At 43.7% G+C, this 23002-nt stretch carries 24 protein-coding genes and 1 pseudogene; 18 read left to right on the top strand and 7 right to left on the bottom strand.

Going from position 1 to position 23002, the window contains the following annotated elements; translation table 11 throughout:
* The first annotated feature begins 1 nt into the window (after position 1).
* From BSI_RS09765 to BSI_RS09825, 14 genes are all read left to right on the top strand, one after another.
* Positions 2-3883, top strand: a complete 3882-nt coding sequence (locus BSI_RS09765) for a transglycosylase SLT domain-containing protein (protein WP_032732121.1) — start codon at positions 2-4, stop codon at positions 3881-3883.
* Entirely contained in the window at positions 3876-4535 is a 660-nt protein-coding gene (locus BSI_RS09770; RefSeq protein ID WP_003239111.1) for a LysM peptidoglycan-binding domain-containing protein, read from the top strand. Before BSI_RS09765 ends, BSI_RS09770 begins: the two co-directional genes overlap by 8 nt.
* 15 nt (positions 4536-4550) lie before the next feature.
* Positions 4551-5528 carry an XkdQ/YqbQ family protein gene (locus BSI_RS09775; protein WP_003239110.1) on the top strand — a complete coding sequence of 326 codons (978 nt, stop codon included), beginning with the start codon at positions 4551-4553 and terminating at the stop codon, positions 5526-5528.
* Positions 5528-5794: a DUF2577 family protein gene (locus BSI_RS09780; RefSeq protein WP_003239109.1), complete on the top strand. Its 267-nt coding sequence runs from the start codon at positions 5528-5530 to the stop codon at positions 5792-5794. Before BSI_RS09775 ends, BSI_RS09780 begins: the two co-directional genes overlap by 1 nt.
* Before the next feature lie 58 nt (positions 5795-5852).
* A complete protein-coding gene (locus tag BSI_RS09785) occupies positions 5853-6278 on the top strand; it encodes a DUF2634 domain-containing protein (protein ID WP_003239108.1) in 426 nt (141 codons plus the stop codon).
* The gene (locus tag BSI_RS09790) at positions 6271-7317 is read left to right on the top strand and encodes a baseplate J/gp47 family protein (protein WP_003239107.1); all 1047 of its coding nucleotides are present in this window, start codon (positions 6271-6273) and stop codon (positions 7315-7317) included. The genes BSI_RS09785 and BSI_RS09790 overlap by 8 nt, the downstream gene beginning before the upstream one ends.
* Positions 7301-7879 carry a YmfQ family protein gene (locus BSI_RS09795; RefSeq protein WP_003239106.1) on the top strand — a complete coding sequence of 193 codons (579 nt, stop codon included), beginning with the start codon at positions 7301-7303 and terminating at the stop codon, positions 7877-7879. The genes BSI_RS09790 and BSI_RS09795 overlap by 17 nt, the downstream gene beginning before the upstream one ends.
* Complete coding sequence (locus tag BSI_RS09800) at positions 7876-8148, top strand: hypothetical protein (RefSeq protein ID WP_003239104.1); 273 nt, start codon at positions 7876-7878, stop codon at positions 8146-8148. Before BSI_RS09795 ends, BSI_RS09800 begins: the two co-directional genes overlap by 4 nt.
* A gap of 2 nt (positions 8149-8150) precedes the next feature.
* Positions 8151-9641 (top strand): XkdV family phage structural protein, encoded by a 1491-nt coding sequence (locus BSI_RS23390; RefSeq protein WP_003239103.1) that lies wholly within the window; start codon positions 8151-8153, stop codon positions 9639-9641.
* A gap of 12 nt (positions 9642-9653) precedes the next feature.
* Positions 9654-10094, top strand: coding sequence for a YomQ N-terminal domain-containing protein (locus BSI_RS09810; protein ID WP_003239102.1), 441 nt, complete (start codon positions 9654-9656; stop codon positions 10092-10094).
* Positions 10084-10275 carry an XkdX family protein gene (locus tag BSI_RS0121220; RefSeq protein ID WP_032732119.1) on the top strand — a complete coding sequence of 64 codons (192 nt, stop codon included), beginning with the start codon at positions 10084-10086 and terminating at the stop codon, positions 10273-10275. The genes BSI_RS09810 and BSI_RS0121220 overlap by 11 nt, the downstream gene beginning before the upstream one ends.
* An 89-nt stretch (positions 10276-10364) precedes the next feature.
* Entirely contained in the window at positions 10365-10616 is a 252-nt protein-coding gene (locus BSI_RS09815; protein WP_373695038.1) for a hemolysin XhlA family protein, read from the top strand.
* 12 nt (positions 10617-10628) lie between these two features.
* Positions 10629-10892, top strand: a complete 264-nt coding sequence (locus BSI_RS09820; protein WP_003239099.1) for a phage holin — start codon at positions 10629-10631, stop codon at positions 10890-10892.
* Between the two features lie 12 nt (positions 10893-10904).
* Positions 10905-11798, top strand: a complete 894-nt coding sequence (locus BSI_RS09825) for an N-acetylmuramoyl-L-alanine amidase (RefSeq protein WP_003239098.1) — start codon at positions 10905-10907, stop codon at positions 11796-11798.
* Positions 11799-11834: 36 nt separating this feature from the next.
* Here BSI_RS09825 and spoIISC read toward each other — a convergent pair whose 3' ends face one another.
* The 6 genes from spoIISC to steT form a co-directional block, all read right to left on the bottom strand.
* Positions 11835-11972: a three component toxin-antitoxin-antitoxin system antitoxin SpoIISC gene (gene spoIISC, locus BSI_RS22770; protein WP_119913750.1), complete on the bottom strand. Its 138-nt coding sequence runs from the start codon at positions 11970-11972 to the stop codon at positions 11835-11837.
* Between the two features lie 84 nt (positions 11973-12056).
* Positions 12057-12227, bottom strand: coding sequence for a three component toxin-antitoxin-antitoxin system antitoxin SpoIISB (gene spoIISB / locus BSI_RS09830; protein WP_003239095.1), 171 nt, complete (start codon positions 12225-12227; stop codon positions 12057-12059).
* The gene (gene spoIISA, locus BSI_RS09835; protein ID WP_003239094.1) at positions 12227-12973 is read right to left on the bottom strand and encodes a toxin-antitoxin-antitoxin system toxin SpoIISA; all 747 of its coding nucleotides are present in this window, start codon (positions 12971-12973) and stop codon (positions 12227-12229) included. The genes spoIISB and spoIISA overlap by 1 nt, the downstream gene beginning before the upstream one ends.
* Before the next feature lie 109 nt (positions 12974-13082).
* Complete coding sequence (locus tag BSI_RS09840) at positions 13083-14084, bottom strand: inorganic phosphate transporter (RefSeq protein WP_003239093.1); 1002 nt, start codon at positions 14082-14084, stop codon at positions 13083-13085.
* A 12-nt stretch (positions 14085-14096) separates the two neighbouring features.
* Positions 14097-14714 (bottom strand): DUF47 domain-containing protein, encoded by a 618-nt coding sequence (locus BSI_RS09845; RefSeq protein ID WP_003218470.1) that lies wholly within the window; start codon positions 14712-14714, stop codon positions 14097-14099.
* 275 nt (positions 14715-14989) lie between these two features.
* On the bottom strand, positions 14990-16306 hold the full coding sequence (gene steT / locus BSI_RS09850; protein ID WP_003239092.1) for a serine/threonine exchanger: 1317 nt from the start codon (positions 16304-16306) through the stop codon (positions 14990-14992).
* 385 nt (positions 16307-16691) lie between these two features.
* On the opposite strand from steT, the gene BSI_RS09860 reads away from it, so the two are divergent.
* From BSI_RS09860 to BSI_RS09870, 4 genes and pseudogenes are all read left to right on the top strand, one after another.
* Positions 16692-17642, top strand: a complete 951-nt coding sequence (locus BSI_RS09860; protein WP_003239090.1) for a ring-cleaving dioxygenase — start codon at positions 16692-16694, stop codon at positions 17640-17642.
* A 100-nt stretch (positions 17643-17742) separates the two neighbouring features.
* A pseudogene (locus tag BSI_RS22765) lies at positions 17743-17883 on the top strand (hypothetical protein); the annotation flags it as partial.
* 12 nt (positions 17884-17895) lie between these two features.
* Complete coding sequence (locus BSI_RS09865; RefSeq protein WP_032732171.1) at positions 17896-20079, top strand: glycosyltransferase family 39 protein; 2184 nt, start codon at positions 17896-17898, stop codon at positions 20077-20079.
* A gap of 11 nt (positions 20080-20090) precedes the next feature.
* Positions 20091-21062, top strand: coding sequence for a glycosyltransferase family 2 protein (locus tag BSI_RS09870; protein ID WP_003239088.1), 972 nt, complete (start codon positions 20091-20093; stop codon positions 21060-21062).
* A 497-nt stretch (positions 21063-21559) separates the two neighbouring features.
* Here the strand turns inward: BSI_RS09870 and htrA are convergent, their stop codons facing one another.
* A complete protein-coding gene (gene htrA, locus BSI_RS09875) occupies positions 21560-22930 on the bottom strand; it encodes a serine protease HtrA (RefSeq protein ID WP_032732116.1) in 1371 nt (456 codons plus the stop codon).
* Between the last annotated feature and the right edge of the window lie 72 nt (positions 22931-23002).

Genomic DNA, 23002 nt, shown 5'->3' with positions numbered 1-23002 from the left:
TATCGCAAAATTAACAGCCCGTTTCGATCTCGAAGACAAGGTATCTAAAAAACTAAAACGGATACATAAAGGATTCCAAGAGGTCGAAAAAAAAGTCAAGACCATCAATCGACAAATCAAAATCAGTATCAGAGCTGAAGATCAGGCATTTTACCGTCTGAGAAAAATAAACGACTACATCATTTTAAAATTTGCAAAATCACTTGAAATCAAAGTTGTACTTGATGACCAAGCCACTGCAAAGCTGGAAGCGATTGAACAAAAACTAAAACGGATGCCGAAAGAAACGAAGCTGACTGTATCTTTGGTAGACCGGACAAGAGCTGCGTATAAAAAAATAAAGAAGATGCTATCTAATCAAAAGCTATCATTCCTTTTGATTCCAGATGACAAGGTTACGTCAACAGTTAAAAAAATTATTGGATATATCAAGAAAAATTTAAAAAACGGCTACACAGTTAAATTAAAAGTCATCGATGAAATCACCAAAACAGTTAATCGATTAACATCACTTTTGAAGAAATTTGAAAAAACATATTATGTAAAAGTCGTTATTAAGACAAAAGTATCAGACAAAATCAATAAAAAAGAAAGTCCGATTAACAAAGAAAAGACTAAGAAAGAATCAGACAAATCCTCTGATAAAGGCTCAGATAAAAGTTCTGACCAAAAACCCGGCTGGGTCGGGAAAATTAAAGGATGGCTGAAGGATTGGTGGTCAAAATCAGCTTGGCCATGGATTAAGGATACGCTCAAAGGGATAGGGAAAGCTTTTTTAGATCGTTTCAAAGAGAGATTGTTAGAAAAGCTGAAAAATGATGTGTTTGATAAGATCATTGATAAAATTTTAGGACCCCAAAAGAAGGGCGATTCTGGTGAAAATTCCGAAACAGATAATAAAGTCCTTAACCGTAATACAGGAGGAAATTGTTGCTGTTGCTGCTGTGAAGGAGGCGGTAACGGTCCAGGCACTAAAAATAAAAAAACATATAGAAAGAAGAAAAGCCCGACAAAAGCTCCAAACAGAACACTCAAGGTTCCAGGAGAGGTAATAAGAAGACGCCAGAGTGGCACATCTGGTGAAGGTGCGCCTCGGACTTCAGGTTCGAAGTTAAAGAACTGGCTCGGAGGCTTAAAATCGCTAGGAAAGGATTCCTCCAAACTAGGAAAAGCATTCAGAGGAATGGGAAAGTCTGTTCCATACGTAGGATCTGCTTTAGCAATGTTCGATTTAGCTGGAATCAATAAAGATAATGCTGGTGAAAAGGTTGGTTCAATCGGTGGCCGCATTGCCGGAGCGGAAGCAGGTGCAACTGCAGGAGCAGAAGCAGGTGCAGCGATTGGATCCTTCGTAGGTCCGGAAGGTACAGTAATAGGAGGCGCTATCGGCGGAGTAGGCGGCGGTTTAGTAGGCGGAATAGGCGGCGAAGAAGCAGGTAAGAACATTGGTCAGATGTTTGATACTTCTCAAATCAAAGAGAACATTTCAAATACATTATTTAATGGTGATTGGTGGAACGAAAAATGGACAGGGGTTAAAACATCAGCAGGAGATACTCTAGGAGGGCTTGATGATACATGGACTAATATAAAAGATACAGCTTCTACTACTTTTTTTGACTCCAATTGGTGGGCTGAAAAAGCTGGTTATGCATACGGTACATTAGAGTCTACGCTTTTCAATAGTGATTGGTGGGGCGGAAAATGGGAATCTGTAAAAGGCTGGACACAGGAAAAGTGGAATCAAGCCTCCTCCGTATGGACCTCTGTTAAATCAAAAGTAAAAGAAACAGTCTTTAATAAAGATTGGTGGTCTGGTAAATGGGAAGGCGTAAAGAGCTGGGCTCAAGAAAAATGGAACGGTGCCGTTTCTGTTTGGGAATCAATTAAGTCAAAAGTAAAAGAAACAGTCTTCAATAAAGACTGGTGGTCCGGTAAATGGGAAGGTGTCAAAAGCTGGACAAAAGAAAAATGGGAAAATACAAAGTCGCTTTGGAAAAAGTTTAAATCCACACTTGAAGACAGCCTATTTAATAAAGACTGGTGGTCTAAAAAATGGGATTCAGTAAAAGAGTGGGGAAAAAATATATTAGGAGATTCTTGGGATGCAGTAAAGTCTGCAGGCGGGAAAGTAGTAAAAACTGCTCAAAAAGTGGGCGGTGGAGTGACGTCTTGGGTTAAAGAAAAGGTAGATCATTTTCAAAAAGGACGAGAGAAGGCTCATAGAGACTTTGGAATGAAAGCTGATAAAAACGCCACAGGTGGTTTTATTACCAAACCGACTATCTCCTGGATCGGTGAAGCAGGTAAGGAATTTGTCATTCCAGTCGACAACAACCGCGGTCGCGGTAAAATGCTGTTAGCGCAAGCCGCTTCTAAACTGGGCATGCGTGTGGTCGAAGATATGGCATCGGCTTCCACACTTTCAGGTGGGACAGCTTTAAACACTGTTAACAGTCACTCTGCTTCAGTTTCACCGTCTATTAACGCATCTAGTTTTAACAGCCAAGCTTCAGACCTAGGACAGCAATTTTCAGAAGGCTTTGATAAAGGCATCAGCAATCAGCCGGTCAAAATGGAAGACTGGAAAAAGAAAAACATCAATACGCCATTTACACAAATGATTTCTGTTTCACCAAATTACGGAAAACAAATGGTGAGCGGGTATGCCAAGGGGCAAAACGGTACTGCAACCGAAACAGACGGCTTTTTGCAATCAAAAGTCAAAACACCGTTCCAAGCTACTGTAAACAAGTCGTCCTCATGGGGCATAGGAACGGTCAAAGGCTTTGCCCAAGGACAAAACTCAACCCAAACAGGGACGGCACAGTATGTGAGCACACATGTTGACAAACCGTTCCTGCGTTCAAAAGACACATCGAATAGCTGGGGTTCTGGCTTGGTTGGAAACTTTGTGACAGGCATGAATTCTAAATCCAGTGAAGTGAAGCAAGCAGCAAAGGATATGGCGAAGAGAGTGGAGCAGGCTTTCCGTGAGGAATTAGATATCCATTCACCTTCCCGCGTCATGATGAGCTTAGGGCGTTTTGCTTCAATCGGTGTTGTCAAAGGTCTTGGATCAGTAGATGTAAAGAAATATGCTGAAAAACAAGCTGGATCACTGGCGGCGGCCTATTCAGGAATGGGCGCGATGAGCGGTAATGTGAAACAGTGGATTATGGCCGCTCTCATGGCCACAAAGACACCGATGAGCTGGCTTCCGGGACTTATGACAATTGCGCAGCATGAATCCGGTGGCAATCCGAACGCAATCAACCTGTGGGACAGCAACGCAAAAGCGGGGCATCCATCACAAGGGCTCATGCAGACAATCCCAAGCACCTTTAATGATCATAAAGCACCGGGCATGGGTAACATTAAAAACCCGATTCACAACGCGGCTGCGGCGATCGGCTATATTAAAAGCAGATATGGTTCAATCAATAACGTGCCAGGCATAAAAAGCATGAATCATGGCGGACCGTATGTTGGATATGCCAACGGCGGACTGATCACAAAAGAGCAAATCGCCCGTGTCGGTGAAGGAAACAAGCGGGAATGGATCATTCCGGAGGAGCGGGGCATACGTGGCCGCTACCTCCTTCAGAGAGCGGCACAGGCTCTTGGTATGGAAGTGACAGATCCGTCTCAATCCCAGCAGTCTGAGCTTTCATCAGGACAAGTTTCCGCTGTTACTTCAGCTAGCCGGCCAACGGCAGCGGTTTCCGGATCAAAAGAGATTTATATTCAATTTAACGGTGACCAGCACTTCCATAATGGACAAGACGCCGAAACCCTTGCGGCGAAAATCAAGCAGGCGCTTGTAGACGAGCTGCAAAAGGATATCAATATTGGAACGAAGGGAGTCGTTGCATTTGACTAAATCCATATATGAATTTTGGATTTCACAAGGGAAGGACAAGCTGCGGCTCCCCGTTCTTCCCGACCAGCTGAATATTTCAAATACGGTTCAGAATGAGACGGTTAAAGTAGCCAAGTTTGGTGACCTTACATTTATTGACGAACAGGGAGCGAAAGAAATTTCGTTCTCTTCGTTTTTTCCGAAGAAATACAGTCCGATAGCAGAATATCAAAACTTCCCGTCGCCGGAAAATGCGATAACAAAAATTGAAAAATGGATGAAGGCCAAAAAACCGGTCCAGTTTTTGATTACGGGAACTAAAGTGAATCTGACTTGCAGCATTGAAGGTTTTTCCTATAGCGAAGGTCAGCAGGATATCGGTGATCGCTCGTTTGATATTCAATTAAAAGAATACAAAACCGCTTCCCCCCGAAAAATCAAGCAGAAGAAAAAAACAAAGGCAAAACGTCCGTCGAAGGCTTCTCCGAAAACCTATACAGTGAAAAAGGGAGATACGCTGTGGGATATTGCCGGCAGGTTTTACGGGAACAGCACGCAGTGGCGTAAAATTTGGAACGCCAATAAAACAGCAATGATCAAACGAAGCAAACGAAACATCAGGCAGCCGGGCCACTGGATTTTTCCCGGCCAAAAATTAAAGATACCGCAATGAAACAGGTGATGTATGATGATAGAACTGTTTGTCATTAAAGACACAGAGTGGCTTGAGCTGGTAGCAGAAAGCGTATCGCTGGAAGGCCATCGTTATCAGGCGCCGCGCTCCATTGAAGCGACCATTGTCATCAAACAGGGCGACCAGACGTATTACAGCGTCACAGAAGGTGATACAGTCTTGTTTAAGTGGAAGGGAAAAGAGCTTTTTCGGGGCATTGTTTTTGCAAGAACGCCGGACGAGCATACGCTTGCTTTCAGCGCGTATGATATGCTCCAGTATCTGGTGAAAAACCAGGATGTGTACGTGTTTTCCAACCAGCGTGCTGATCAGATGATCAGGAGGATTGCCAATGATTTTCAAATACCGACAGCCTCGATTGCGAACACAGGCCATACAATCAAAAGCCTTGTCATAAAAAATGATACGACCCTGTATGACATCATCTTAAAAGCATTGAAACAGACGAAAAGCCAGACAGGACGACATTATCAGCTGTATTCGGAAAAAGGAAAGCTCGGTCTGCGCGCTTGGCCAGATCCGTCGGAAGTATGGGTGCTGGAAACGGGTGTCAATATCACGGGATACCAATACAGCACTTCCATAAACGACACTGCAACACGGGTGGTGCTTCGCCGGCAGAAGGACAATAAGACGTATAAAGCGTCTGCCAAGGACAGTTCAGGCTTAAACAAATACGGTGTGCTTCAATATACGGAAACGGTCACAGATGACATCAACCAGGCTCAGCTTCAGCAGCGGGCAGATGTGCGCCTTGCTGAAAAAAAGGGCGTGAAAAAAGAACTGAAAAATATTCAGGCAGTCGGCATTCCGGAAGTGCAGAGCGGCTTGCCTGTCTATATTTCCATTCCGGAGGCCGGAATCAAGAAAACCTATTGGGTAGATACGGACCGGCACGAGTTTAAAGGAACGAAACATACGATGACCATTGATGTAGTCGAAAAGAACACCATGCCGGAAGGAGTTTCCTGATGAGATTGAGTGAGGCGATTAAACATTTGGCCGTCGGCGCAGTTGACGCTGAGTCTCCGGTGGAACTGCTCCCGGCTGAAGTCGTTTCGGTTTCTCCTGTGGAAATCAAATTAAAAGAAAGCAGCAAACTGATCATACCGGCTGACGCCATCATCATCCCAAAACGGATGCAGTCTGGAGGAGACGATGCACTCGAGCCGGGGGATCGCGTCATGACCGCGGCTCTGACTGGCGGTCAATCGTTTTTTGTTTTAGATAAAGTATAGACAAACCGCTTCAGCACGAAGGGGTTTTTATTTAGCTTGTCATAAAGGAGTGGGCACCATGGCCCTGACACCAGAAGTGGAGTTTGAGGATTTTGAAGATGACAGTGAAGTCATTGAAACCTCGCAAACGTACAAAATAGATTTTGAAAACGGAAGAATTACAAAAGAACTGATTACCGGGCTTGAAGCGATCAGACAGTTCGTGTATATCGCCTTACAAACAGAACGCTATGCGTATTCTGTATACAGCCATAATGTCGGAAATGAGCTTCAGGACGTGCTTACAGATCACGAGACGTCTGATGCCTACAAAAAAATGGAGATTCCGAGGCTGATAGAAGAGGCGCTGGTTTATGACGACCGGATATCTGCCGTAACAGACTTTGAGATAGAAAAACAAGGCGATGCGTTTCATGTTTCTTTTGTGGTAGAGACAGATGAAGGGACGCTTGAGATTGAGGAGGTGATTGGCGAAGATGTTTGAAGATCAAACCTTTGAAGATATTATGGAGCGTATGCTGAACAGCATCCCCGCAGATATTGACACAAGAGAAGGCAGCGTCATTTATAATGCGTTAGCTCCGGCGGCGGCCGAGCTTGCGAAATCTTATATATGGCTGGATACTGTGCTTGAGCTAGTCTTTTCTGATACCGCGCAAGGCGAATTTTTAGACAGGCGTGCAGCGGAAGCGGGAATTGAAAGAACTGCCGCGACAAAGGCTGTCAGAGCGGGAGAGTTTACGTCTGGAGTTCCCATTCCCGCGGGCTCCCGCTTCTATGTGGATAATCTTTATTTTCAATATACGGCAGACGGGACGCTCATCTGTGAAACACCTGGTGAAGCAGGAAACGCCAATCTGACCGGACGCAATTTACTGTCACTGGATACCATTCCCGGTTTAGAAACAGCCATTGTCAAAGAAATCCTGATTCCAGGGCGCGAGGAAGAAGGAGATGACAGCTTACGAGAACGGTATTTTACAAGGGTTCGCCGTGAGGCTGTCAGTGCCAATAAAATGCATTATAAAGAGTGGGCTGAAGAAGTGGACGGTGTTGGAAAAGCAAAGATCTTCCCGCTTTGGAACGGGGACGGCACGGTCAAAATTGTCGTCACGAATGCTAATCTTGAGCCGGCTTCCGATATCTTAATTCAAAAAGTGAAAGATTATATCGACCCTGAACCAGGACAAGGGGAGGGGCAGGCGCCAATCGGAGCCGTAGTTACAGTGGAAAGCGCGGTCTGGAAGGAAGTTGAGATTTCGGCCGAAGTGCTGCCTGAGATCAATCACACAATTGATGAGGTGAGGTCAGAAATTGAAGAAGGCGTTTTAAATCTCTTTAAGAAAATGGCGTTCGAAGACAACGTCATCCGCCTATCGCAAATTAACAATATCGTCTATAATTCACCGTCCGTCAGTGATTATTCCAATATTAAAATCAATGGCACCTCTGAAAATCTGGTGCTGAGCGACGTGGAAATTCCGAAGCTTGGGCAGGTGAAAATCATTGAGCAAACTAGATGACATGACAGCGTATCTGCCCCCGTTTCTCACCAGCCTTAAAGAAATGGCTGAGCTGCTGAAAGCGGAAGCGCCTGAGTTTGATAAACAGAATAACAGCATATTTGATCTGACGGATCAGTTATTCGTGCCGACAGCGACATGGGGGCTCAGCCGCTGGGAAAAGATTTTAAATGTGCCGCGGGAATCAGGCGACACCGATGAGATCAGACGATTGCGGCTCATTTCCAAAATGTCGAACATCCCGCCAATCACCTACAGGGCCATTGAGCAGGCGGTGAACCGTTTCTTGAAAAACCCGTCTGCACAAGTCCGCCTGCTTCCCGGCGAATACCGCTTTAACGTGGATATCAATGTTGATGACCTTCAGCACATGAATGAGCTGATTGAAGCCATAGAAAACATGAAGCCCGCTCATTTGGCGTATACGCTCAGAGGCGGATTAAATGAGACGCTTCAAATCAAAGATACAGTGATCCTGAATCACCGCAGATACCGAACAGCCAGTGAGCTTAAGGTCGGTTATTCTGTCACTCTTAACAACAATGAGGTGGTTTTACCTTGATTTCAACCATATACAGAGAACGCACAGCTGCCGATCTGAAAAGCAGGATTCATCACGTACTGCTCAACGGCCAAGAAACAGAAATAGTGGAACTCGCCATTGACGGAGCGACAGTCACCGTTCTGACAAAACGTGAGGAAGACATCAAGCATATCGAAACGGTACAAATTTTTGACGAGCTGGGCAACATCATTACAGAAAGAAAAACAGACCTGGACGTCAGCGAAAACAGAACACTCGATTTCAGATTTACCTTTGAGGTGGTGTAAACATGGCATATGAAGAAAAAACAGACTGGCTCCCCGACGACCCGATCAACGAAGACGACGTCAACCGCTGGGAAAAAGGAATAAAAGACGCCCACACAGACTTGGCTGCCCACAAAAACGACATGAACAACCCCCACAACACAACAAAGGCGCAAGTCGGGCTGGGGAACGTGGATAATGTGCAGCAGGCTTCAAAGACGGAATTTAATGAACATAATAATGATTCAACCCGGCATATCACGTCTACAGAGCGATCAAATTGGAATGCAAAAGAAACACCAGCTGGTTCTCAAAGTAAGGCTGATACAGCTGAGAGGAATGCAAAAGCATATACTGATGAACTGGCTGCAAGAAGAGATAATCCAAACCAAGTCACGAAGGAGCAAGTCGGGCTTGGCAATGTAGATAATGTACAGCAAGCTGCAAAAGCTGAATTTAATTCACATACGATTGATTCAACCCGCCACATTACATCAGATGAGCGTACTAAGTGGAATAATTCACAACTATTCAAAATAACAGCCGACAATGGTACGCAAAAAATCAATCTAACTTCTGGCTCATTTTATGAAGCCTTAAAAGATTTAGGATCTGTGTCTTTCTATGGGACAAATGCAGTTACTGATAACCCTTCTGAAGGAAGTCTGAGAGGTATGCAATTGGTAGGTCAACCAGGGATTGGAATCGGTTATGCTGTAGATACCTCTGGAGACGCATGGTGGTTCTACTATAATGCGAATCATACTGCAATCAATTGGTACCCTATTGAGTCTACAACAGGAGCACAAACAAAAGTAAATGATCACGCTAAAGATTCGATTCTTCATATTACTTCATCAGAAAGATCAAAGTGGAATGGAGCACAACTTACTAAAATAACAGCTGATCATGGTGGAGTAACAATTGCAGCTAATGAAGGAGAGGATATACTTCAAAAAATAGTTGATCAGGGACGATCTATGGGGACTTTCTATTCGCATGGAAAGGCTATTAATTCCCCTTCACCATACTCTATTAGAGGGGTATTTCATCTGACAAGTCTTTCAACGGATGGTAAAGGTATGTTTGGATGGGTACATGCTACAGATTACAGAAATAATTTTTTTACAAATTATTGGGATGGAAATACTGGGGGATGGCAGGGTTGGAAGCGTCTTATCACTCCAGTTGATTTAAATTCAATGACTTGGTATGACTTAACACTCATTAATGGAAATAAGGTAGGCGGAAGAAAACCACAGTATGCTGTATGGGGCAACCAGGTATTTACTCGAGGTGAAGTAGTTTCGCCAGACTTCAATAGTGTTTTTGCTATACTTCCAGCTGAAGCCCGTCCTTCAACACAAAAATCGATGGCTGCAACTCTATTTGGAACGACTGGCACATCAAAATATATTGCTGAAACAAACGGTGAATTAAGATTGGTTGGAAAACATGCCAACATTGAGGCAAACATTTCTGGAGTTTCTCTAGATAATAATTTTACTCTATAGGGAGGGGAGAATGTGCAAGTTTTTTTGTATGATGATAATTTCTATTTTTTAAGACCAAAAATTTTATCCAGTCCTCAAAGTCAGATGCCGGATAACTCAACGACAGTAAAGCCTCCTGATGGCTTATGGAGGCCACAGTTTGATAAGGCGAATAATGTATGGAATGAATCTGCTGATCAAGAATATAAGGATTTTCAAAAAAACAAATATCAGGATGAACTTGAGCCAAATCCTATCATGGAGCAACTCGTAACACTGGGTCAACAACTAGCAGACGAAAAACTTGCAAGAAAACAAGCCGAGAAGGCTCAAAATACTTTAGGTATACAACTGACTGAGGAAGTGTTGGCAAGGAAAGAAGCGGAGGCTTGGAATCAATCTTTAGGTGAACAAATGGCGATTTTGAAATTAGATATACTGAGTTTAAAGGGAGGGATGACAAGTGAATCTTAATTTCTGGGTATATGCCCTGTTTTATAAATGGGCTACAACATCGATGATAAAGGACGCAATGACGTACAATGACTGTTCAATTGATGATTTAAAGCAAGGTGTTGCTGCTGAATACGTGACACATGATCAATATAAAGAAATAACAGGTCAAACATATGAGGAAACGATGAAAGCCAACTAAAAGGCTTTTTTATTTTGCCTCAAAGGAGGTGAATGTATGAAAGAAGTAAGGAGGTAGTTTATATGTCAGAATTGTCTGAGGTACCTGACATGAATTCACTTGAAAAAGAGATAACAGAAATAAAAACAGAACAAAAAACGCTTGAGCAGCGAGTCAGTGTTCTAGAGAGGTCATCGGACCGGCAAGATCAGCAAATCATGACGCTGAACGAAAAATTAAACAAAATTGAAGAAAATACAACATGGATTAAACGCACCATCACAGGTGCCATCATTACAGCAGTGTGCACAGGGATCATTGGCGGAGCGATCGCCATTATGTACAACCTGCTGCAGCATTAAAGGGGGATTTTCATGAAAACGTATGACAAAGGCACGGTCATCAGGACGGTGCTTCTTTTGGTTGCATTAATCAACCAGACCATGATGATGCTTGGCAAATCACCATTGGACATTCAGGAGGAGCAGGTCAATCAGCTTGCTGACGCTCTTTATTCGGCCGGATCTGTCATTTTCACAATTGGAACGACACTTGCCGCTTGGTTTAAAAACAATTATGTAACAGAAAAAGGGAAAAAACAGCGTGACTTGTTAAAGGAAAATAATTTGACGAAATAAGGAGAGATGAAAATGGTTAACATTATTCAAGACTTTATCCCAGTCGGTGCAAATAACCGACCAGGCTACGCAATGACACCTCTTTACATTACAGTGCACAATACAGCAAACACCGCAGTCGGAGCGGATGCTGAGGCTCATGCCCGCTATTTGAAAAATCCTGATACCACAACAAGCTGGCATTTTACTGTTGATGATACAGAAATTTATCAGCATCTGCCTTTAAATGAAAACGGCTGGCATGCGGGAGACGGAAACGGCAGCGGCAACCGGGCTTCGATCGGGATTGAAATTTGTGAAAATGTCGATGGGGATTTTGCGCAAGCTACAGCAAATGCCCAGTGGCTGATCAAAACATTGATGGCTGAGCACGATATCAGCCTTGCTAACGTTGTACCCCATAAGTATTGGTCTGGCAAGGAATGTCCCCGCAAGCTGTTGGATACGTGGGATACGTTTAAAGCAGGGATTGGGGGAGGCGGCAGCCAAACTTACGTCGTGAAACAAGGTGACACGCTTACATCTATAGCGAGAATGTTCGGTGTTACTGTAGCTCAGCTGCAAGAGTGGAACAATATCGAAGATCCGAATTTTATTCAGGTCGGTCAAGTGTTAATTGTCAGTGCTCCGTCGTACACTGCAGAACCCGAGCTCTATCCGCTTCCAGATGGCATCATTCAATTGACAACACCATTTACCTCAGGAGAACACGTCTTTCAGGTGCAAAGAGCACTGGCCGCTCTCTATTTTTACCCTGATAAAGGAGCTGTCAACAACGGAATTGACGGCATTTACGGACCGAAAACAGCTGACGCGGTTGCCCGTTTTCAGTCTGTTAACGGTTTAACCGCCGATGGTATATACGGGCCTGCGACTAAAGCGAAAATCGCAGCTCAACTAAGCTGATCACAGAACACAAAAATCCCGGAGCTGCTCCGGGATTTACTTTTTCTTCTTCAACTTTTTTAAAATTCCTGCACTCCGCTCCCTCACACGAAGCGAATACCCGGAAAGTCCAAACCTTCCGTAATCAACAAACTTCACACGCCTCACCAATTTTTTCACTGTATCACCTGACAATATCCTCTGTTTGTTTTAGTATATGTAACCCTTTAAGAAAAGGAATAAGGACAAGAGCTGTTTTCCCTTGTCCTTTTAGTGTGATCATGCTTTTTTTCGTTTATACTCGTCAATCAGCCGTTCGTTTTCTTTAAAGATTCTTGCTGTATGCGGACTGACTTGATAGCTTGCAACACTGGTGGTTGAACGTTTTTTCAGGATTTTAAACGGCTTCGCCGCTCGGGGCTCGCATCCGTTTTGAAACGCGCGTTCCATTATCCTTCACCTTCCTCCTCAATTGGCAGCACCAAATCATATATGCTCGTTAATGATGTGAAAAGCAAATAATCAAATTCAGTGACAATGCTGTCAGACGTCAGCTTGATGACATAGCTCTGTGTCTCGATGGTAAAAGGAATGAGAACCATTTTTCCGTATTGGTCGTAATAAACATCCTTTCGATCAAGCCGGGTTTGCACGTCTGCCGGATCGTCCATATGCTCGGTTAACCGGTCTTTATCAGCCTGTGTCGAATAGTGACAAAGGGAGGCTGTTAAATTCATTTTATCGGCATAGGTTTTCAGCAGCTTATCAATACCTTCAGCATATGCATCTATACTTCCATAATAAACATGGATCGGTTCGTTTTTCAATAGGTATTGGTATGTTTTCAGCCGATTGAGATACATGTGGAGCATTTCGTTGTTTTCTTCAAGGATTTCTCTTGTGTCTGTTTCCAGTTCGCTGCCGGCCAATTTTTTGACGTATGCGCTTAAGAAGATGAAAGCGTCAATTAAAGCGAAACTGACAGCGACAATGAGGTACCGTTCCCAGTGGGTAAATAGGGAAGAGGGCTCATATGTCCAGTATACCATAGCGCCCAGAACAAACAGCAAGTACCATGTTTTCCGGATGGCGGACATTTTTTCTTTGACCTTCGCTTCGAACCGCCACGTGGCGTACACGTATAAGCCTAATCCGGCCATGACGCACCAGACCATGATCTGAAAGAATAAAAGCATACATCAATCCCTCACATCTGAAATAGGTTCTGCTTATTGTATTCGAGAGATACGGCTGGTTTTCCTGTTTCATCAAAAAAACCGCTCCTTTGACAGAAGCGGTGTAACCTTAAAAAATCATATTTAAAATAAAGTAGGCGATGGCACCAAGTGTCGCTGAAATCGGAAGCGTGATGACCCATGTAATGAGCATCCGCTTAGCTGTGCCCCAGTTTACGCCTTTTACCCGGTGTGACGCACCGACGCCAAGGATTGATGAAGAAATGACGTGGGTTGTGCTGACCGGCAAATGAATAAATGTGGCGCCGAAAATAATGGCTGCTCCGGTTAAGTCAGCGGATACACCGTTTACCGGACGAATCTTCATGATCTTTCCGCCAACGGTTTTGATGATTTTCCATCCGCCGATTGAAGTTCCGAGACCCATGGCTGTCGCGCAGGCGAATTGCACCCAAGTTGGAATATCATTAGCAGAAGTATGTAAATTCGCTGTGATGAGAGCCATTGTGATAATTCCCATTGCTTTTTGCGCATCGTTTGTTCCGTGTGTATATGATTGCAGGGCAGCTGTTACAATCTGCACTCTGCGGAATTGCTTGTTCGTTTTCGCCAAATTGCTGTCTTTGAAAATCAGCTTGACGATGCTGTAAAGAATAAAACCAAGGACAAAGGCAATAATTGGTGATAAGAGCAGTGCTTCAATGATTTTAATGAAGCCCTTATAATTTAACGCAGTAAATCCGGCTGCCGCAACTGCTGCACCGGCAATTGCCCCGATGATGGCATGGGATGAGCTGCTTGGGATGCCGTAGTACCATGTGATAAGGTTCCAGGCAATCGCAGCGATTAGCGCAGCCAAAATCACGACAGAGCCATTCTCTAACGTATAAGGATCTACAATGTCTTTCGTAATGGTTTTGGCAACACCTGTAAATGTCATTGCTCCGATAAAGTTCATCACAGCCGCCAATATGATGGCATGGCGCGGTTTCAGCGCTTTTGTCGATACCGAAGTCGCAATTGCGTTCGCCGTATCATGAAACCCGTTGATGAAATCAAACGCCAGAGCACAAATGACTATTAGTATTGTTAATATTAATAGAATATCCATTTTTACCCCTCGTTACGCGTTTTTCATAATGATGGTTTCAAGATTATTGGCAACACTTTGGCAAGAGTCGGCAATTTCTTCAAGCGTTTCGTAAATTTCACGATATTGAATGACTTTGATCGGATCTGTTTCATTTCCGAAAAGATTTTTTAATGATTTTCTGTGCAGGTTGTCACAACTGTGCTCATACTCTTTAATTTTAATCGCGTGAGGCTGAATATCCTTTAAGCGGTTTTCTGCCAGCAGCTCAATTGTAATCAAAATTTCTTTCGCACATTCTCTGATGTATCCGCTGAACTTATCGATATGCTCGTCTGATGAAGTGATTGAGAAAATCTCCATCATGGCAGAGAAATGTTCAATTCCGTCAAGCACATCATCCAGGCTGTTTGTCAGCTGAAGGATATCTTCGCGCTCAATAGGAGTGATGAACGCTTTGTTAAGCTCTTTAATCATGACATGAACATGATTGTCACCTTTTGTTTCATATTCCTTTAACGTATCTGCAAATTCTTTAAGCGTCGTTTGGTTAGTAACCTTAAAATTCACAAAATACTCTGCAGTTTCGTCTATGTTCTTTGCAATTTCTGTTAAAAGGAGTGAGAACTTATCTTTTTTTCTTCTTATCATTAAAAACCCTCCATAGTTTGAATGAACAATGCACACATCAAATTATTATATAGCCTTTTGTCGAAAAAAAACAGGTAAAGTCGAAAAAAACGTATCTTGACTTTTTCGATAAATCGTGTCTCCTTATTTTGACCTACTTCCCTTTAAAAAAACGACCCAAGTTTGCAAAAACTTTCTGCTTAACGTAAAAAGTATATCAAAAGTTGTGTTTTTCCTGTCAACTTTTATCTTCTGTTTCACCAAAAAACGGTTCCCTAAACAAGGGAACCGTTTTATCAGCTTGCTTTTCGTTTTTTTATCCAGTAATAAACAGGCAGCCCGGCAAGTCCGATGAGGATGGATAAGCCGCAGCTCAGTGTATCTGTAATGAGTGTGCTGCCTAATACAAAGAGTGAGCCTGCAATGGCCAAAATCGGCATGAATGGGTAAAGCGGAACACTGTAGGCGCGCTTTTCTCCCTTTGTTTGCTTGCGGAGGATAAACACCGCAAAAAAGGCCATCACATAAAAAATGTAGATCATGAAAATCGAGATTTCTGAGAGCTTATCAGGGTTGCTGATCAGCATCATAATCAAAGACACGGCAATTTGGAAGGATATCGCAATCCATGGTGTGCGGAACGTCGGGTGTACATGTGACAGTTTTTCAGCAAATGGAAGCTGCTTGCGTTCCGCCATTGCAAATGACACACGCGGGAAAGAAAGGACCTTACCGTTTAAGCAGCCGAAGATGCTGACAATAATCCCGACACTGATCAGCTTTCCGCCAATTGAACCGAACAGCATGGTGGCAGCAGTACTTGTCGCATTTTCGCCAAGTGTGACAATTTCGTTCGCTGACAGGATGTGAAGCAATGCAAAATTAATGAAAATATAGATCGCCGTTACAATTAATAATCCTCCCGTCATTGCACGCGGCAGCAGCTTTTCGGGATTTTTCATTTCTCCGCCGAGAGCGGCCAGAAGAATCCATCCGTCGTAAGCAAACAGTGTAGCCAAAATGGCTGCCCCGAAGTTCATATCGGAAATGCTTTCGTTTACAGCTGTGAAGATGTGCTGATCGCCTTTCCAAAGGCCAAAGATGATGATGCATGCGATCGGAATCAGCTTTCCGATCGTTGTCAGCGTTTGGACAAAGCCGCCGTATTTTGTACCGATAATATTAATGACGCATAAAAAGAGAACTGCTATAATTCCGATTACTTTTGATAGGCCAGATCCCCAGCCGAAAAGATTCGCCATTAAAGATCCAAAATATAAACCCAGTGCGCCAATAATCGCCGGACCGTAAATGATAATCTGCACCCAGCCGCACAAAAATCCCCAAAACTCACCGTACACTTCTTCAAGGTACGTATAAAGCCCGCCGGTTTTTGGAATCTGCGTTCCGATTTCCGCGATTGTCAAACCGCCCGCCAGAGTTAAAATACCGCCTAACAGCCAGGCGAAAAGCGCTGTTTTTGAATCACCTGAATAAGCGAGCACAGCGCCAGGCTTCATAAAAACACCTGAACCGATAATGGTTCCGATGACAAGAGTAAGGGCAAACAAGAGGCCTATCTCTTTTTTTAAACCGTTGTCTTCAGTATGCATGTCCTTAACCTCCTATGATGTTGAAGCTTCATAATGAAGAATCTATTTTTCATATTGTAAACCCTATTTTAGAAAAGTGGAATAAAATAAATTTTCTGATTTTCGATATTTGCATGTATATGCCTGATAAAACTGTGAAAACGCATGATTTAATGAGTTATAAACGAATAAATGTATGGTTTTCAGATTATAAAGTTCGTGTTTTGTAGGCGGTTTTTTGCTGATACGGAGGGTGCTGTGAGAACGAAGGAAAATAACGAACCTTCAGAGAAGCTGATATGTTGACTTTCCCGTGCGAATAAAATACCTTGTAATTAGAACAATAAATATATAACTATGATGCGATATCTCGAAATCGAGATAAAATGACCTGGAGGGACAGCATATGAAAGTCAACGGCATACACCACGTGTCGGCATTAACAGCCGACGCACAAAAAAACTTAGATTTCTATAAAAAAGTATTAGGATTAAAGCTCGTCAAAAAATCCGTCAACCAGGATGAACCGACAATGTATCATCTGTTCTACGGAGATGAAGTGGCAAATCCGGGAACTGAGCTGACGTTTTTCGAGATTCCGCGCATTGCGCCGTTTCATGCGGGAACAAACAGCGTTTCTTCTATTGGTTTGCGCGTTCCAAGCACAGAAGCTCTGCATTACTGGAAAGAACGTTTTGAAGAGCATCAGGTGGCGCACAGCGGCATTGCCAAAAGAGCCGGACGTGACATATTGGCATTCCAAGATCATGAAGGACAGCGCCTTGTGCTGACTGCTGATGAGAAAGGCAAAGGATATGGTCTGCCTGTTAAACAAAGCGGCATTCCGGAAGAGTTTTCGTTTCGCGGGTTAGGGCCGGTTGAACTGACTGTGCCATACGCTGAATCAACCTTACACGTATTGACGAATATTCTTGGATTTACAGAAATCAGCCGTGAAGCAGTCGAAGGGCAAGGAACCGCCGTTATTTTGGAATCTGGAGAAGGCGGTGCGGCAACAGAAATCCATTTAATAGAAAGAAACGATCTTCCACGAGAGCGCCAAGGCAAAGGAAGTGTTCACCATGTCGCGTTTCGGGTAAGAGATGAAGAAGAACTTGCCGGCTGGCACCAGATCATCAGCCGGGAAGGCTATAGCAATTCCGGCATCGTTGAACGCTACTACTTCAAGGCGCTGTATTTCAGAGAGCCGAACGGCATTTTGTTCGAGTTATCAACAGACGGACCAGGCTTTATGGTTGATGAAAACCTTGATGAGCTTGGCCAAACGATTGCTCTTCCGCCGTACCTTGAGCATCGAAGAGCTGAAATTGAAGCGAAACTAAAACCGATTCAATAAATTTGAATTCATTTGCCTTCCGGCGCCGCCGGAAGGCTTTTTTTATTACCATAATTAATTTTGACCTAAACAGCATGCCTTATTAGGGAGGAAATATCAGATGCTGATTGGGAGAAATGGCTTAAAACCCTTTGCATATATGGACGATTGGTATGAAATGGACTCGGCAAAAATATTGTCTTTGTTTATTAATAGTTTATTCATATTTGCTTGTTACACTATTTCAAAGTTAGAAAAAAGGAGTGAAAAACACGTGGAAAAGAAAAAACGCGAGCTGGATATTTTCCTCATCCTCATTTTGCTCGCATCTGCATTCTTAAATATCTATAACATTTGGAAGGACGACACGGTGAATCCTTATTACACCGCGGCAGTTACAAGTATGATGCAAAGCTTTCATAATTTCTTTTATGCTTCGTTCGATGCTGCCGGCTTTATAACAGTTGATAAACCGCCTGTTACATACCAAATCCAAACGATCAGCGCACTGATATTCGGTATGCACGGGTGGAGTGTCATTCTCCCTCAAGCATTGGCAGGTGTAGGTTCAGTACTTCTTATGTACTTGCTGATTAAGCCGACATTCGGAAAAACGGCGGCGCGCATTGCCTCATTTGTTATGGCATGTACGCCGATTGCTGTAGCTGTAGCACGTACAAACAATGTTGATGCATTACTGGTATTTTTCTTATTGCTGGCTACTTGGCTTCTCTTTAAAGCCATCAAAAAAGGAAAGCTGATCTGGCTGTTAGCAGCATTTTTCGTTGTTGGAGTAGGTTTCAATACAAAAATGCTACAGGCTTACATGATTTTACCGGCTTTCTTATTGTTCTATCTGATTGCGGCAAACGCCACAATCAAGAAAAAAATCGTTTCATTGGTAAGTGCTTTAGCTGTATTGGCAGCCGTTTCGTTATCATGGCCGCTCATTGTTGACAATATCCCTGCAAGCAAGCGGCCTTATATCGGAAGCAGCCAGACCAACTCTGTTTTGGAATTGGCTTTCGGATATAACGGGATTCAGCGGCTGACAGGCCAAAATTCCGGCGGCCAGGGCGGATCAAACGGAGACGCTTCAAAAGAAATGTCTTCTTCCGATAACAGTTCATCGCAAACTCAAGCACCGCCTAATCAGTCATCAAGCAGCAGCTCATCAAGCGATGATAAATCATCAAATGGCAATATGACGGCACCTCCATCCAATGGTCAAATGCCTAGCGGCGGTCAAGGAGGCCCTCCAAGCGGAGGAGATCGCGGCCAAGGCGGACCTGGCGGAGACGGAGGGAAAGGCGGTACAGGAACCGGTTCAAAAATGCAATCAGGTTCAGGAATGTTCGGGACGGGAACACCTGGTCCGCTGCGGCTTTTCCAACAAGAATTATCTGATCAAATCAGCTGGCTTCTGCCATTTGCGATTTTTGGAATTGCAGGCTTACTGATCGCAGGCGCGAGAGAAAGAAGAAGACTATCTGCAGAGCAGAAGGAAACGGTTTTCTGGGTTGCATGGCTTGTACCGATTGCCGGATTCTTCAGTGTCGCAGAATTTTTCCATCATTATTATCTCATTATGCTGGCACCGCCGATTGCGGCTCTTGTCGGTGCGGGTTGGGTAGCCCTTGTTCATCTGTATCGCATTCAGACAGGCTGGAAATCATGGCTTCTGCCGGCAGCGATTATTGCGACAACTGGATTTGAATTGTTCATTCTCAGAAACTACAACGATCAAATCGGAGCAGGATGGAGCATCGGTGTAGGGGTTATCGGCGCGTTATCTGCAATTGCTCTGCTGCTGTTCAAACAGCGCCAAAAACCGATCAGTTATTATGTATCACTTGCAGCTCTTCTTGCATTGCTGGTGATGCCGATTTATTGGGCAAGCACACCGCTTCTGTACGGAGGCAACAGCTCACAGCCTGAAACAGGGCCACAGCTTGCATCAATGAGCGGAAAAGGCATGGGAATGTCTGATGCAACTGTAAATGAAAAACTGATCAAATATCTAGAGGAAAATAACTCCGGAGCTGAATACCTATTCGCCACAACCGACTCGAACACAGCGGCGCCATATATTATTAAAACGAAAAAAGCTGTTATGACAATTGGCGGATTCAGCGGTTCTGACCCGGCTATTACGCTGACTCAATTTAAAAAGCTTGTAAAAGAAGGAAAAGTGAAATACTTCTTAGCTTCTGGAATGGGAAGAGGCGGAAACAATGACATTATTGAATGGGTTCAGAAAAACGGGAAAGAAGTGTCTTCAGATAAATGGCAATCAAGCTCTGATCAACAATCATCATCTGATCAGAAAACAGAAAATACTGATTCAGCTGATACATCAAGCAACAGCAAGTCTTCAGGCGAAAACGGTCAAATGGGCGGCGGACCTGGCGGAATGAATCAGTCAGCTTCATTATATGAACTAAATGCTGATGAATAGGAGGAAAAAACATGAGCAGACATATTCAATATTCAATTGTTGTACCTGTGTATAACGAAGAGCTTGTCATTCATGAAACCTATCAGCGCTTAAAAGAGGTCATGGATCAAACGAAGGAAAACTACGAGCTGCTTTTTGTCAACGATGGGAGCAAAGATCGCAGTATTGAGATTTTAAGAGAGCACAGCCTAATCGATCCGAGAGTGAAAATCATTGATTTTTCAAGGAACTTTGGGCACCAGATCGCCATTACAGCGGGTATGGATTATGCACAGGGGAATGCAATCGTCGTCATTGACGCCGATTTGCAGGACCCTCCTGAATTGATTTTAGATATGATTGAAAAGTGGAAGGAAGGCTATGAGGTCGTGTACGCCGTACGAACAAAACGAAAAGGGGAAACCTTTTTTAAGAAACAAACTGCGGCTATGTTTTACCGGCTCCTCAGCAGCATGACAGATATTGATATCCCGATTGATACGGGGGATTTCCGCCTCATGGACAGAAAAGTCTGTGATGAAATGAAGAGATTAAAAGAAAAAAATCCTTTTGTCAGAGGGCTCGTCAGCTGGGTGGGCTTCAAACAGACAGCGGTCGAGTACGTACGTGATGAAAGGCTCGCCGGAGAAACAAAGTACCCGCTGAAGAAAATGCTGAAGCTGTCAATGGATGGCATCACGACATTTTCACACAAACCGCTGAAGCTGGCAAGCTATGCGGGGATGTTAATGTCAGGTGCAGGATTTCTGTATATGTTTATCGTGCTGTATCTAAAGCTATTCACAGACAGCACCATTACCGGCTGGTCATCACTTATTATGATCCAGCTCCTGTTCAGCGGCATCGTCCTTCTGATTCTAGGGATGATCGGCGAATATATCGGCAGAATCTACGATGAAGCTAAAGACAGGCCGCTTTACATCGTTCAGAAATCATATGGAATTGAAAATAAAAGACTCTATAGAGACCAGCATATGTCATAACCTGAAACCCCTGTCCGTTACGGACAGGGGTTTTTTATATTCTGCGCGATGATCAAAGTGAAAGATGCTGATAGATTAATGGGAAGAAGGGATTGAGAACTTGCACTGCGGTTCAGGCATGATGAAATAAAAACGGCAAAGCCTAAAAGCTTTCGTCTTAGGCTTTGCTGTATGTCAGCTGTTATATTGAGGGGCTTTTAAGAAACGCATGATCACAGCCGTACCAGTGATGTTTAATAGAATACTGGCACCCAGTGTAATTTCCTATGCCAATGTCGATTCAGGAAGGAGAAAGCTTAGCACAGAAAAGCTAATCCTCCCCAGATCATGCTCAATCCCACGGTTTTCATGTTTATATCTCTTTCTCAAACATGCATCTGATTAGAATGATGTCAGTCTGAATGATATGTAGATGTATCGGTAGAAAGTTTCATAGAGCAACAGGTCTTTTGTCTAATAAAAATCCTCAGGCCTTTTGCGGCCTGAGGCGTTATTTCTTAAGAAGTGGTTTCTTCTTTTTGATCGAGTTTGATTTTTTTTGTCATTTCTTTGCCGTTTCTGAGAATTTTTACTTCAACGGTATCACCGATGTTTGCGTCTTTATATAAGATATTGCGCAATTCACTGCCTGTATCGATTTCTTTGCCCTTCAGGCTGATGATAATATCCTCCGCTTTCAACCCAGCCTTTTCAGCAGGAGAGCCTGAAGCGACCTCGCGGATGTACACGCCCTTATTCAGCTGGCTGCCGAACAGGCCGAGTGTGCCTTCTTGGTAGTTTTGCGGCACTTGTTCTAAATCAAGCATGCTGACACCGATATAAGGACGTTCAATTTGTCCTTTAGACAGCAATTCTTCTGCAATCGGTTTTACGTCATTGCTTGGAATTGCAAATCCGATGCCCTCTACATCATCCTCACTGATTTTCATACTGTTGATGCCGACAATTTTGCCGTCTGTATTTAACAACGGACCGCCGCTGTTACCTGGGTTAATCGCGGCGTCAGTTTGAATCACGTTAATGCTTGTTTGACCGGCTGATGTTGACATTGAAACCGTTCTGTCCACGCCGCTTACAATCCCCTGTGTTACTGTGCGGGACAGGTCTTTTCCGAGCGGATCTCCAATCGCAATGACGGTCTCGCCAGTTCTGAGATCAGATGAATCGCCGAAGCTTGCCACTTTTGTTACGTGGTCATCACTGATTTGGAGAACCGCTAAATCTGTTAACGAATCACTGCCTACGAGCTTTGCTGTCACCGCAGTGCCGTCATATAAAGATACCTTCAGTGAAGATGCTCCTTCTACAACGTGGTTATTCGTAATGATATAAGCCTTGCCGTTCTCTTTTTTGAAAATGACACCCGATCCTGAACCGCTTTCTGTATCTTCGCTGGAATCAGAGCTGGAACCGGATGAGTCAGAGCCGAACAAAGAACTGTTTGACTGAGCCTGAAGATTTGTGATGCCGACAATTGCCGGTGAAAGGTCTTCCACCATATCTGAGATTTTAGAAGAATCTTCGCTGTTGAATGCAGATGAGCTGCTTGATTTTGATGAGCTTTTGCTAGATTCAGAGGACGTGCTTTTAGCTGTAACAGATTGCGTTTGCTGTTGGCTGGATGACTGTTTTACAGTGTCCTGAGAATCATGGTCGCCAAGCGGTGTAAACGTGTAAATCCCAAGGGCGATACTGCCGCCGATCACTCCGCCAAGCAGCGGTCTGAACCATCCGAACCCTCGTTTTTTCTTCTCCTGATCATGCATGACATTGCGGGCTGAGTAGGAGGTGCTCTGATCGTTCTCTTTCGCTAGAAAGACCTCATTCTCATTTCCTTCCGTTCTGTTTTCGTCACGATTGTTATCCATCATGTTCACTCCGTTTCTCTATTTTCACTAATTTCTATTTGATTATGATAGTTTTATGACTTGAGTTTATCA

Source organism: Bacillus inaquosorum KCTC 13429 (genome assembly GCF_000332645.1).
Lineage (GTDB): Bacteria > Bacillota > Bacilli > Bacillales > Bacillaceae > Bacillus > Bacillus inaquosorum.
Note: the sequence above shows the minus strand (reverse complement) of the source record. Positions and strands in the feature narration are given on the sequence as shown.